The 13,414-nt window shown below is 60.7% G+C and carries 9 protein-coding genes and 1 pseudogene; 2 read left to right on the forward strand and 8 right to left on the reverse strand.

Annotated features, from left to right (window positions below):
• Window positions 1-182 precede the first annotated feature (182 nt).
• Both FVF58_RS17405 and FVF58_RS17410 read left to right on the forward strand, forming a co-directional pair.
• Entirely contained in the window at window positions 183-1,985 is a 1,803-nt protein-coding gene (locus tag FVF58_RS17405; RefSeq protein WP_149671108.1) for an acyl-CoA dehydrogenase, read from the forward strand.
• 17 nt (window positions 1,986-2,002) lie between these two features.
• Complete coding sequence (locus tag FVF58_RS17410) at window positions 2,003-3,676, forward strand: electron transfer flavoprotein-ubiquinone oxidoreductase (RefSeq protein ID WP_149671109.1); 1,674 nt, start codon at window positions 2,003-2,005, stop codon at window positions 3,674-3,676.
• Between the two features lie 203 nt (window positions 3,677-3,879).
• Here the strand turns inward: FVF58_RS17410 and FVF58_RS17415 are convergent, their stop codons facing one another.
• The 8 genes and pseudogenes from FVF58_RS17415 to FVF58_RS17450 all read right to left on the reverse strand — a co-directional run bounded on the left by FVF58_RS17415 (window position 3,880) and on the right by FVF58_RS17450 (window position 13,217).
• Complete coding sequence (locus FVF58_RS17415; RefSeq protein ID WP_149671110.1) at window positions 3,880-5,622, reverse strand: ABC transporter substrate-binding protein; 1,743 nt, start codon at window positions 5,620-5,622, stop codon at window positions 3,880-3,882.
• A 108-nt stretch (window positions 5,623-5,730) separates the two neighbouring features.
• Window positions 5,731-6,012: a DUF2160 domain-containing protein gene (locus FVF58_RS17420; RefSeq protein WP_149671111.1), complete on the reverse strand. Its 282-nt coding sequence runs from the start codon at window positions 6,010-6,012 to the stop codon at window positions 5,731-5,733.
• Window positions 6,012-6,821, reverse strand: a complete 810-nt coding sequence (locus FVF58_RS17425) for a carbohydrate ABC transporter permease (RefSeq protein ID WP_149671112.1) — start codon at window positions 6,819-6,821, stop codon at window positions 6,012-6,014. Before FVF58_RS17425 ends, FVF58_RS17420 begins: the two co-directional genes overlap by 1 nt.
• A 73-nt stretch (window positions 6,822-6,894) precedes the next feature.
• A pseudogene (locus tag FVF58_RS17430) lies at window positions 6,895-7,764 on the reverse strand (carbohydrate ABC transporter permease); the annotation flags it as partial.
• Window positions 7,761-8,849 carry an ABC transporter ATP-binding protein gene (locus FVF58_RS17435; RefSeq protein ID WP_149671113.1) on the reverse strand — a complete coding sequence of 363 codons (1,089 nt, stop codon included), beginning with the start codon at window positions 8,847-8,849 and terminating at the stop codon, window positions 7,761-7,763. The gene FVF58_RS17435 and the pseudogene FVF58_RS17430, both read right to left, overlap by 4 nt.
• Complete coding sequence (locus tag FVF58_RS17440) at window positions 8,836-9,942, reverse strand: ABC transporter ATP-binding protein (RefSeq protein WP_149671114.1); 1,107 nt, start codon at window positions 9,940-9,942, stop codon at window positions 8,836-8,838. Before FVF58_RS17440 ends, FVF58_RS17435 begins: the two co-directional genes overlap by 14 nt.
• 720 nt (window positions 9,943-10,662) lie before the next feature.
• The gene (locus tag FVF58_RS17445; protein ID WP_246217094.1) at window positions 10,663-11,652 is read right to left on the reverse strand and encodes a VOC family protein; all 990 of its coding nucleotides are present in this window, start codon (window positions 11,650-11,652) and stop codon (window positions 10,663-10,665) included.
• Between the two features lie 89 nt (window positions 11,653-11,741).
• Window positions 11,742-13,217 carry an alkaline phosphatase family protein gene (locus tag FVF58_RS17450; protein WP_149671115.1) on the reverse strand — a complete coding sequence of 492 codons (1,476 nt, stop codon included), beginning with the start codon at window positions 13,215-13,217 and terminating at the stop codon, window positions 11,742-11,744.
• Window positions 13,218-13,414: the final 197 nt, after the last annotated feature.

Here is a 13,414-nt window from a genome sequence, read left to right on the forward strand (position 1 = left end):
TAAACACGCATCGGCGACTCGTCACATCTGCGAGTCGTGGCCGACTTTGTCAATAGATGGGCCGATTCGGGTAGTCGATTTACGTCCATGCAGGACTATGATCGATTCAACTGTTACCGCGCCGGCCCATCGAGTCTCTCCTGCCCGCGGCCCCTCTTCGATTGCATCTCTGGAAATCCATTATGAGCTACCTGGCGCCCGTCAAGGACATGCTGTTTGTCATCAATGAACTTGCCCATCTCGACCGCGTGTCGGCACTCGCGGGCTTCGAGGACGCTACTGCCGACACCGCACAGGCGGTGCTCGACGAAGCGGCGAAGTTTAACGCCGACGTGATTGCGCCGTTGAATTTCGAAGGCGACAAGAATCCGAGTACCTGGCGTGACGGCGAGGTTTACGCCACGCCGGGCTTCAAGGAAGCCTTCCGCCAGTTCGCCGAAGGCGGCTGGCAAGGTGTCGTGCATCCGGTCGAATACGGTGGCCAGGGCTTGCCTAAACTGCTGGCGACGCCATGCATCGAGATGCTGAACGCGGCCAACCTGTCGCTGGCCCTCTGCCCGCTGTTGACGGACGGCGCGATCGAGGCGCTCCTGACAGCCGGCACTGAAGCGCAGAAGCAGGCCTGGGTGCCGAAGCTGATCTCGGGCGAGTGGACCGGAACGATGAATCTGACCGAACCCCAAGCAGGCTCGGATCTGGCATTGGTACGCACGCGCGCCGAACCCCAAGGCGACGGAACGTATCGCGTGTCCGGCACAAAGATCTTTATCACGTGGGGCGAACACGACATGGCGAAGAACATCGTCCATCTCGTGCTGGCCCGTACACCCGATGCGCCTGAGGGCGTCAAGGGCATCTCGCTCTTTGCCGTGCCCAAGTTTCTCGTCAACGAAGACGGCTCGTTGGGCGAGCGCAACGACGTCCAGTGCGTGTCGATCGAACACAAGCTCGGCATCAAGGCGAGCCCAACCGCGGTGCTGCAGTTCGGCGATCATGGCGGCGCAATCGGCCATCTGATCGGTGAAGAAAATCGCGGCCTTGAATACATGTTCATCATGATGAACGCGGCCCGCTTTGGTGTGGGTGTGCAGGGTATCGCCGTTGCTGAACGCGCGTATCAGAAGGCAGTAGCCTATGCGAAGGACCGCGTGCAAAGCCGGCCGGTTGATGGATCCGCAAAGCACTCGGTGAAGATCATCGAGCACCCGGACGTTCGGCGCATGTTGGCGACCATGCGGGCGCTCACCGAGGGCGCTCGTGCGCTCGCTTACGTCGCGGCCGCCCATAGCGACATCGCGCATCGCCACACGGACCCGGCCGTGCAGGCAGAACACCAGGCCATCTACGAATATCTCGTGCCGATCGTGAAGGGCTGGAGCACGGAAATCTCGATCGAAGTGGCGAGCCTGGGCGTGCAGGTCCACGGCGGTATGGGCTTCATCGAAGAGACGGGCGCTGCACAGTACTATCGCGACGCCCGTATCCTGACCATCTATGAAGGCACCACGGCGATTCAGGCGAACGATCTGATCGGGCGCAAAACCTTGCGCGACGGCGGAGCGGTGGCGAAGGCGATTCTCGGCCAGATTGATCGAACGCTCGGCGAACTGCAAGACTGTGCGTCGTTCTCCTCCAACCCAGCGTTCCGGTCGTTGCACAAGCGGCTCACGACAGGCCGCGAGGCGCTGGCAAGCGCGGTGGAATTCATGCTCGAAAACGCCAAACGCGATCCAAACGCGGTGTTTGCCGGCGGGGTGCCGTACCTGAAGCTGGCTGGCATCGTACTGGTGGGCTGGCAATTTGCACGTGCCCTACTGGTGGCGGCTGAGAAGCACGCTGAGGATAAATCGTTCTACGACTCGAAGATCGCAACCGCTCAGTTCTTTGCCGATCATGTTCTGCCCAACGCCGTCGCGCTTGAGGCATCCATCGTCAGCGCGAAGAACAACGAAGGCATGTTGGCGCTGAGTGAAGACCAGTTCTAAAGAAAAGGCATTGCATCGTGACACACGCAAGTCTCATTGAGCAGTACGGCCCGCGCGAGTCGATGGAATACGACGTCGTGATCGTCGGCGGCGGCCCGGCTGGCCTGTCCGCGGCGATCCGCCTGAAGCAGCTGGCGGCGGAAAAAGGCGCTGATATTGGCGTGTGCGTACTGGAAAAAGGCTCGGAGATCGGGGCGCATATCCTGTCGGGCGCGGTGATGGACCCGCGCGCGATCACCGAATTGATCCCGGACTGGAAGGAAAAAGGCGCGCCGCTCACGGTGGACGTGACCGAAGACCGCTTCCTCTTCCTCACCGAAACCGGCTCGAAGAGCGTGCCGGTCTGGGCGTTGCCGGACAATTTCAAGAATCACGGCAACTACGTGATCAGCCTCGCGAACGTCACGCGCTGGCTCGGCCAGCAGGCCGAAGCGCTCGGCGTCGAGATTTTCCCGGGTTTTCCGGCCGCCGAAGTGTTGTACAACGACGACGGTTCCGTGAAAGGCGTCGCGACCGGCAACCTGGGTATCGGCAAGGACGGCGAGCCGACCGAGAACTTCCAGCTCGGCATGGAACTGCATGCGAAGTACACGCTGTTCTGCGAAGGCGCGCGCGGGCATCTGGGCCGCCAGCTGAACGATAAGTTCAAGCTGCGCGAAGGCGTCGATCCGCAGGTCTACGGCATCGGCATCAAGGAGCTGTGGGAGATCGATCCCGCGAAGCACAAGCCGGGTCTGGTGATGCATACCGCCGGCTGGCCGCTGGAAAACGACACCTACGGTGGCTCGTTCCTCTATCACTTGGATAACAACCAGGTGGTGGTCGGCTTCGTCGTCGGGCTCGGCTACACGAACCCATATCTGTCGCCGTTCGAGGAATTCCAGCGCTACAAGACGCATCCGGCGATCCGCGCGATCCTGGAAGGCGGCAAGCGCGTGTCGTACGGCGCGCGGGCGATCACGGCGGGCGGCCTGATGTCGCTGCCGAAGCTGGTGTTCCCCGGCGGCGCGCTGGTCGGCGACGACGCGGGCTTCCTGAACGCATCGCGGATCAAGGGTTCGCATGCGGCGATCAAGACCGGCATGCTCGCGGCCGAAGCCGCGTTCGACGCGGTGCAGGCCGGACGTCAGTCCGATGAACTCACCGCCTATCCGGAGAGCTTCAAGACTTCGTGGCTGCACAGCGAGCTGCATCGCGCGCGCAACTTCAAGCAGTGGATGAGCAAGGGCCTGTATCTCGGCACGCTGATGGTCGGCATCGAGCAGAAGCTGCTGGGCGGCAACGTGCCGTGGACGCTGCATCATCAGCATTCGGACCACGAGATGCTCAAGCCCGCGTCGCAGTGCAAGCCGATCACGTATCCGAAGCCGGATGGCAAGCTGACCTTCGACCGTTTGTCTTCGGTGTTCATCTCGAACACGAACCACGAAGAGAACCAGCCAGCCCATCTGACGTTGAAGGACGCGAGCGTACCGGTTGGCATCAACCTCAACACGTACGCGGGGCCCGAAGCACGCTTTTGCCCGGCGGGTGTGTATGAATTCGTGAAGGACGACCAGAACGAGGACCGTCTGCAAATCAACGCGCAGAACTGCGTGCATTGCAAGACGTGCGACATCAAGGACCCGACGCAGAACATCGTGTGGGTCACGCCGGAAGGTGGCGGCGGTCCGAACTACCCGAATATGTGAAGCGTCACGTTAGCTGTCGGCGTTAGGAGGCCAGCTCTGCAACTGCGATGGGTTGCACCTCGGCATGATCCACGAAAGAAGCCGGCAGTGCAGGAATTCGTCCGTCAATCCGCGCGTAACACCAGCCGTCGTGTGACCGATAAAAAATGGGCGACCCGGAAGGGCCGCCCGCGTCAACCGTCTCGCGATACTGCATCTACACCCTAGCGCACCCGCCCCTCTTTCCACGCAGTGAGCAGTTGATCGTACTTGACCGTTTCACCTTTCGGTTTCTCGTTCGCGAGCTTCTTCCATGGTGCGTGCTGATCCGACAGCCATTTCGCCGGATCGCTTTCCGGATTCAATTCCGGCGCGCAAACCTTCATTCCCGCACGCTGCAAACGGGCCAACACCTGGTCCATTTCCTTCGCCAGATTATCCATCGCCGCTTGCGGCGCTTTTTCCCCGGCGACGGCCGTCGCGACGTTCTTCCACCAGAGTTGCGCCATCTTGGGATAATCGGGCACATTGTTGCCGGTCGGCGTCCAGGCGACGCGTGCCGGGCTTCGATAGAACTCGATCAGCCCGCCGTATTTGTCCGCGTTCTTCGTGAAGAAATCGCTATGGATATCGGAATCACGGATGAACGTGAGACCGACAATCGACTTCTTCAGCGACACGGTTTTAGACGTGACGAATTGCGCGTACAGCCACGCGGCAGCCCGCTGATTCGGCGGCGTCGACTTGAAGAAGGTCCACGAGCCGACGTCCTGATAGCCGTTCTGCATGCCCTCTTTCCAGTACGGACCGTGCGGCGACGGCGCCATCCGCCACTTCGGCGTGCCGTCCGCGTTGGTCACGTTGCCGGGCTTCAGCATCGATGCGGTGAACGCGCTGTACCAGAAGATCTGCTGGGCGATCCTGCCTTGCGCCGGCACCGGCCCGGCTTCGTTGAAGGTCATCCCCGACGCTTCGGGCGGAGCGTATTTCTTCAGCCAGTCGATGTATTTGGTGGTGGCGAAGACTGCGGCCGGACTGTTCGTGCCGCCACCGCGGGCGACCGACGCACCCACCGCGTGGCAGCCGTCCGGCGTGACGCGGATGCCCCATTCGTCGACCGGCATGCCGTTCGGGATGCCCTTGTCGGCTTCGCCCGCCATCGACAACCACGCATCGGTAAACCGCCATCCCAGCGACGGGTCTTTTTTGCCGTAATCCATATGGCCGTAGACTTTTTCTCCGTCAATCGTCTTGACCTCGCTCGTGAAGAATTCGGCGATGTCCTCATACGCGGACCAGTTCACCGGCACGCCGAGATCGTAGCCGTACTTCGCCTTGAACTTGTCTTGCAGGTCCTTGCGCGCGAACCAGTCGGCGCGGAACCAGTAAAGATTCGCGAACTGCTGATCGGGCAACTGATAGAGCTTCTTGTCCGGCGCGGTGGTGAAACTCGTGCCGATGAAGTCCTTCACGTCGAGTCCGGGGTTCGTGTATTGCTTGCCTTCGCCGGCCATATAGTCGGACAGCGGCATGATCACGCCGTAGCGATAATGCGTGCCGATCAGATCGGAGTCGGAAATCCAGCCGTCGTAAATGCTCTGGCCTGATTGCATCGACGTTTGCAGTTTCTCGACGACGTCGCCTTCCTGAATGATGTCGTGCTTGACTGAAATGCCTGTGATCTCGGCGAACGCCTTGGCGAGCGTTTTCGATTCGTACATGTGCGTGTCGAGTGTTTCAGACACCACATGCACCTCTTTGACGCCGGCCGATTTCAGCTTCGCGGCGGTGTCGATGAACCACTTCATCTCGTCCATCTGTTGCTGCTTCGACAGCGTGCTCGGCTGGAACTCGCTGTCGACCCACTTCTGCGCGTCGGGCGTGCCGGCGATCGCGGCGTGGCTCGTAAAGCCTGTCGCGACGACGCCTGCCACGGCGAGCGTGACGATCCGTCTCCTCTTTTGCATGGCTTTCTCCAGTGTCTCCACGCCCCTTGGATCAACTGCCGGCGTCCGCCCGGGGCATCAACGGAACCGCTCTTTCCAGATACGCACATCTTCAGGACGCAACGCTGTTCACCCTTTCCACATGACTAGAAGCAGTACGAGCATCGATGCCGCGAAACCGGGCCACGCGCTCGCCTTCTCCGCGCTGATGCCGATCCACGCGAGATTGATGTACGCGGCAACCAGCAGCCCGATAAAGAGCCGGTCGCCGCGCGTGGTTGCGATCGGCAGGAAGCCCTTGCGTTCGATGGTCGGCGAGCGGATTTCCCACACGGTCATGCCGGCCAGCATCACCACGATGCAGCCGAAAAAGACCGCCACCTCGGGCGTCCAGTACATCCACGTCAACATCAGACTCTCCCCATCGCAAAGCCCTTCGCGATGTAATTGCGCACGAAGTAGATGACGAGCGCGCCGGGCACGATGGTCAGCACGCCCGCCGCCGACAGCACGCCCCAATCCATTCCGGCCGCCGATACCGTGCGCGTCATCACGGCGGCAATCGGCTTGGCGTTGACGGTGGTGAGCGTGCGCGCGAGCAGTAGCTCGACCCAACTGAACATGAAGCAGAAGAACGCTGTCACGCCGACCCCCGACTTGATCAGCGGCAGAAAAATCTTCATGAAAAATGCGGGGAATGTATAGCCGTCGATGTACGCGGTTTCGTCGATTTCGCGCGGCACGCCCGACATGAAACCTTCGAGAATCCACACCGCGAGCGGCACGTTGAACAACATGTGCGCGAGCGCGACCGCGATATACGTGTCCATCAGACCGACGCTCGAATAGAGCTGAAAGAACGGCAGCAGGAACACGGCGGGCGGCGTCATCCGGTTAGTCAGCAGCCAGAAGAACATATGCTTGTCACCGAGAAAGCGGTAGCGCGAGAAGGCGTACGCCGCCGGCAACGCAACCAGCACCGACATCACCGTGTTCATCAGCACGTAGATAATGGAGTTGAGGTAGCCCCAGTACCAGGACGGGTCGGTGAAGATGACCTTGTAGTTGTCGAAGGTGACTTGATGCGGCCAGATCGCGAATGCCGACATCGTCTCTTCGTTCGTGCGCAGTGAGATCGACAGCATCCAGTAGAGCGGGATCAGCGCGAACAGGATGTACACCGTCAACACGACGACGCGCATCCAGCGGTTATTGCGCATGAGCGTCTCCCGTTTCGACCGGAGTCAGCGCTTCAGCGCTCGCTTCGGTCCCAGGCAAGATAGTTGCTGTCGTTGCCGCGCCGCCTTTGCCGACGCGCTCCATCCAGTTGTAGAGGATGAAACACAACACCAGGATGATCAGGAAGTAGATCAGCGAGAACGCAGCCGCCGGCCCGAGGTCGAACTGGCCGACCGCTTTTTGCGTCAGGTACTGCGACAGAAACGTGGTCGAATCGCCGGGACCGCCGCCCGTCAGCACGAACGGCTCCGTGTAGATCATGAAGCTGTCCATGAAGCGCAGCAGCACCGCGATCATCAACACACCGCGCATCTTCGGCAGTTCGATGTAACGGAACACCGCGAAGCGGCTTGCGCCGTCGATTTCGGCGGCCTGATAGAACGCGTCGGGAATCGCGCGCAAACCCGCATAGCAGAGCAGCGCGACGAGCGGCGTCCAATGCCAGATGTCCATCACGAGCACCGTGATCCACGCGGCGGCGGGACTGGCCGTATAGTTATATTCGATCCCCGCGCGATTCAACGCATAACCGAGTAGACCGATATCCGGCCGCCCGAAAATCTGCCAGATCGTGCCGACCACGTTCCACGGAATCAAGAGCGGCATGGCAAGCACGACCAGCGAGGCCGACGCACGCCATCCGGACGCGGGCATCGCCAGCGCAAGGCCGACGCCGAGCGGGATTTCGAACAGCAGCACGCACGCGGAGAAGATGATCTGCCGCCCGAGCGCGCCGCGCAGGTCGTCGTCATTGATAATCGCGCGAAACCACTCGGTGCCGACGAACACATGTTGCGTTGGGCTGATGATGTCCTGCACCGAATAATTGACCACCGTCATCAGCGGCAAGATCGCCGAAAACGCGACGCAGATGAACACCGGTACGACCAGTAGCCAGGCTTTCTGGTTGACGGGCTTGTTCATCGCGCGATCCTTTCGTCGTTGCTGAAGAACACGGTTTCTGGAACGGCGAGCTTCAACCAGACGGCGCCTTCGCCAACACGCCGATGCGGTTCGACTTTGGCCCGGAAGATGTGGCCGTCGCATTGCGCGGTGACCAATTGGTAATTGCCCAGTTGCTGCACGCGCACCACGTGGGCTTGCACCGCGCCAGATTGGCTCTCGTCCGCTATGCGCACGAACTCCGGGCGAATGCCGAGCGTCAGCGTGCCGCCTGCGTGCTTCAGCGTAGCGAGCGTATGCGGGTCCAGTTGCAGGTGCTGCGTGCCGATTTTCAGACTGCCGGAGTCCAGATCGACCGGGCAGAGATTCATCCCCGGACTGCCGATGAAGTAGCCGACGAACGCATGATCGGGACGCAAAAACAGCGCTTCTGGACCGCCTTTCTGCACCACGCGGCCGTTCGTCATCACGACGACTTCATCCGCGAAGGTCAGTGCCTCGACCTGATCGTGCGTCACGTAGATCAGCGTCAGCTTCAGTTGCTGATGAATCTTCTTCAACTGACGGCGCAGGACCCACTTCATATGCGGATCGATCACGGTCAGCGGTTCGTCGAACAGAATCGCGGCGACATCCTTGCGTACGAGACCGCGCCCGAGCGAGATCTTCTGCTTGGCATCCGCCGACAGATTGTTCGCCTTTCGCGGCAACTCGCGCGTCATGTCGAGAATCTCCGCCACTTCGTGAACGCGCTGATTCACGTCGCGCGCCGGCATTTTCCGGTTGCGCAGTGGAAACGCGAGGTTGTCGAACACGCTCATCGTGTCGTAGATCACCGGGAACTGGAACACCTGCGCGATGTTGCGTTCGCGCGGGCTCATCGCGGTAATGTCGCTGCCATTGAACAGCACCTTGCCTTCCGACGGCCTGACGAGACCCGACACGATGTTGAGCAGCGTGGACTTGCCGCAACCGGACGGCCCGAGCAACGCATACGCGCCGCCGTCTTCCCAGACCATGTTCATCGGTTGCAACGCGTAGTCGTCGAGCGTGGCGGGGTTGGGTGCATACGCGTGCGCGAGATTCTGGAATTCAATGCGCGCCATGAGCGGCCTCCGGGCCGGACAGCAGCTTCGTGTCCGCGCCGAACACGAACAGTTCGTCGGGGTCGATGTACACGTCGAGTTGCGTGCCGAGATCGATCTGATGCACGCCTTGCAGTTGCGCGACCAGATCGACGCCGCCTTGCCGCGTGTGCAGATGCAGGTAAGTTTCGGAGCCGCTCAATTCGGCCAGTTCGAGCCGGCACGGCACCGCGACGGAGCGCTGCGTCTGGGGTGCGAGTCGCAGATGGCCGGGGCGGATGCCGATGTGGCACGTGTCGCTCCTGCCGACGGCACGGGCGCTGGCCCGTTCGAGCGGCACGTCGATGCCGATTGGCAGGCGCGCGGTGCCGTCGGCGGTGAGATCGCTGACAAGCATGTTCATCGGCGGATCGTTGAAGACGGCTGCGACGTCGACATTGGCGGGCGCGTTGTACACATCGAGCGTCGGGCCGTATTGCAGCACGCGCCCCCTGTCGACGATCGCCGTATAGCCGCCGAGCAGCAGCGCTTCGAGCGGCTCGGTCGTCGCGTAGACGACAGTGGTTTTGCCGTCCGCGAACAGCGCCGACAGTTCGACGCGCAATTCTTCGCGTAGCTTGTAGTCGAGATTGACGAGCGGTTCGTCGAGCAACACCAGTGACGACCGCTTGACCAGCGCCCGCGCAAGCGCGCAGCGCTGCTGCTGGCCGCCGGACAGCTCCCACGGGCGCCGTTGCAGAAGATGGTCGATATGGAGTTTGGCGGCGACTTCGTGTACGCGCCGTTCGACTTCGCCGGCGGGCGTCTTTTGCAGCTTCAGCGGTGACGCGATGTTGTCGAACACCGTCATCGCCGGATAGTTGATGAACTGCTGATAGACCATTGCGAGGTTGCGCTGCCTGACGCTGACGCCGGTCACGTCGTTGCCGTCGGCGAGCACGCGGCCGGTAGCCGGGCGGTCGAGGCCGGCCATCACGCGCATCAGGGTGGTCTTGCCGGCTTGCGTCGGCCCGAGCAGCACGTTGATCGCGCCGGGGACAAGCCGCAGGTCGACGCCGTATAGATGCGTCTGGGCGCCCGAAACGACTGTCACCCGCTCCAGTTCCAAGACCAAATCGCTCTCCTTTGTTCTGGTGCGTCTCCGGTGCTGCGGGTGCCTGACGCGGCACAGGTGTGATGCGTAACAAGCGCCGTTTGCGGTTGACTTTCCCGGCAATTCTCGATCGCCTGACCGGAGGGCCAAGCGTGCCCCTATTTTTCTGAAAGCAGTTCAAAACAACGAAATGAATGTTCCTTTTTGTTCGTTTATGTATAAATTGGTGTTAACCATACAATCTACAAACAATGACTTTCCTGCATCATTACTTCAGTTAATACGATTTTCTTCCATTTATGGCGTTTTTCCACTGATTTCGTAAGAAACTTGTCGGCACAATAGAAATAATGGCCCGACGAATCGCCTGCTCGCGCTCGCTGGACAAGAAATTGCCGCTTCGGCCCATCACAGCGCAATCCCGCAGTAGGTGTCATTACGAGCGATGCCGCGCTGAAAGCATGTCGCATCTTTCAGTGACGGCATGGGAATGGGAATGCGCGGCGAGCCGTACTCCATGCCCGTATGTCGCGCAGTTATACAGTTCAATTGGCCGGCCATCGATTGATGCAGAACTCGTGATCTGCATGTTGCTGCGTAGGCGATTGCCTCGCTATCAGACCCGAGCGAAGGCGATGCGAAGAGGTAAATGAACCTCTCGCATTGATGAGTTTGCAGGCTGGCTGCGGAGGACAGGCATCGTTGTCGTGAACGATGAAGCCGGGCCGGTGTGCACGCCGGCTAGAACACACCGCTGCGCACGTCGGCTCCCCTGCGGTAGTTCCGGTTACTCTGATCTGGATTCCGGTTCACCAGCGCTCGCGCATAGAGCGGATGGTGCAGACTACGTATCTCATGTTCGAGCCTGAAGCAGTGCGCGCCGCTCACCGGATCGATGACGTCGGCGAAGCGGTATTGATGAGGTTCCTCGCCATAGGTCAGCTCGCGCTCGGCAAGCCGTGTGTAGGGTTCAGAGAAGTTTGCGATATAGATCTGGATGTGATGCCCATCGTATTCCGGGATTGCCGCGAGCGTTTCTGCGTAGACAAGTTGCTGATGCGTCCCGACCGCGATTACCGCCTGCTGCAAACCGTTGTGGTCGCGGACCTCAACGGACGCATTGAGCATCTCGCGGTAAAAATCGGCAATCGACCCCGCGCAGCCGGCCGGCACATCGAGTTGCACATAAGCGACGCCGAGATCGATGCCCGACCACGGAACGTTCGCCTGATACGCATCCGCATCGAGGCAGTCGTAACGGTTTCCCCATGGGCAGGTGACCTCTACCCGGCCGGCTCGCTCGGTCCATCCGAACGCGGTTCCGTCGAGCGCTGGCCTGACTTCGCGCAGCCGTGCGAGTAGCGATTGGCGCTCGCCCACGACGAGCGCGATGTGCCCACGCAGTCGCTGTGCGTCGCCGTGCGGCAAGTGAATCTGCGAACGACCGATGTTGATCCACATATTGGTCACGCCGGTCATCAGATAGGGATCACGCGTGAGCCCAAGTCCGCTGACATAGAATGCAGTCGCCAAACGCTGGTCCGGTATCGTGAGGTTGACGTGCTCCAGCAGCACCAGATTGCCTGTATCTTCACGCGCGTAATCGGAACGTTCCATCGGATTGCCTTCGGAGAATTCAAACATTCGGTATACCGGTTTCCGCTCTACCTGGTTGCAGTTTAATTGCATCCTGCCGCAAAGGCTTTCATCGGAGAACTTTCGGCCGGTCATCGTTTATGTGCTCTTGCTGCATGATCCATATTAACGGGGTGGCGACCGTCAAAGCCGGAGGGAATGCAGCGGGTCACGCTCGACACTGTTTACTTCGGATTTGGAAAGCCAAGAGCGTCAGCCTTCGTTCTCAGCTCCGCGAAACGGCCGCCCGCCGGGCTCACTGCCGTATCGGAGACGGCGCCGCCCGGCGTGACCTGACTCTTATCCAGTTGTGCAATGCCGGTCACGACGCTGGCCGCCGAGGTCGAACACGCAACGCCGAACAGTCCCTGCGCGACGGAGATGGCGGGCGCGTCGGTGCGTGGCGCGTCAGCCAGATCCAACGCATACGCCAGGTTGAAGGTTCCCGGGTCGCTTCCCCGGACGCCGAGCGGGTCGAGCCCGAAGCGCCATGCAAGCAATTGGTGGATCGAACTGGGATCGAACGGATAGCGCGAAACACTGTTCGCACGCACACGCGGTCCGAGCAACATGCAGGGCACGCGAAAGCCGAGTCGCCCGTCGTTGCCCACGGCACTTTCGGCGGCCGACACTGGCCTCACCGGCGGCGCGACATGTTCCATGAAGCCACCCCACTCGTCATAGACGACGATCAAGAGCGTCTTGCTCCAGTTCGGGCTTGTGCGCAGTGCATCGTAGATCTGTCCCAACAGCACTTGGCCGTTGCGCACGTCGGCATGCGGGTGGTCGTCGTTCGACGTCCCCTGTGATTCACTGCCGAAACTCGGATCGACCACACAGAACGACGGCAGCAGGCCAGCGGCGGCATCGGTCAGGAACTCGGCAAACAGCTTCGAGCGTCCGACATATCGGGTTCCATAGAGCGCCGTGAACGGCACGTCGTGGAAATAATAGGTCGACGAAACATTCTTCGCATCGAGCCGATCCCAGATGGTCGGTAACGACGACGAGTCGAGCGTGTCGGCGAGACGATCCGTTTCACCGCTATGCAGGTAGATCCGGTTCGGGTAGGTATCGGCGAGAATGCCGCTCATGTAGTAATCGCAAACAGTGTATTGCGCGACAGCGCCCCGATAAAAGTCGAGATCCGCGGACCGGAAATAGCCGATTGGCAACAAGTCGCCGGGCGTGAGGCTCGTGCCCACTGTCCGCAGAAAGCCGTTCATCGCGCCGTTTGCCAGATGGACGCGGCCGGCATCGTACGCGTGATTCGGGTCCGCAAATGCGCAGCCCTGGAATCCATAGGCCGGATCTGCAGTGAGCGCAAACGACGCGTGGGTTGCGCCGAACGCATCGGTAAATGTGCGCCCTGTCTGCGCGCTCTCGGCGTTTGGCACCCAGCCCAGCAGATGATCGAAGGACCGGTTTTCCATCGTGACGAGCACGATATGGTCGATACCGGAATTCGTCGGATCGGGCAATTGAGGACGCGGGAGATTTGCGCGATCCGGCGGGACTGAGCCGATCACCGGATTCGTCGACCCGCCTGACCCGGACACGCCGCCACCTCCACCGCAAGCCGACAACGCGACAGAGCTTGCAAGCGCGGCGAGAATTTTCCGGCGGGCGCGATCGGGCGGATTGGTGGGCCGCGTGCTCATATTGTTGTCTCCTATCGGTCTATGTGTGGGGTCGCGCGGCTGCTTTTGCGCCCCTGTGCGACTCAATCGACCGACGTAGCATTTAGTGTTCCCCCGCCCCGAGCACATACCGTCCACGCCCCATGTGTCCCACATCAGTAGTTAACATATGTTGCATTTAATATTTTTCTGGCAACATATGTATCACAACAATTGCG

It is taken from the genome of Paraburkholderia panacisoli (assembly GCF_008369935.1).
In the GTDB taxonomy this organism is placed as follows: domain Bacteria; phylum Pseudomonadota; class Gammaproteobacteria; order Burkholderiales; family Burkholderiaceae; genus Paraburkholderia; species Paraburkholderia panacisoli.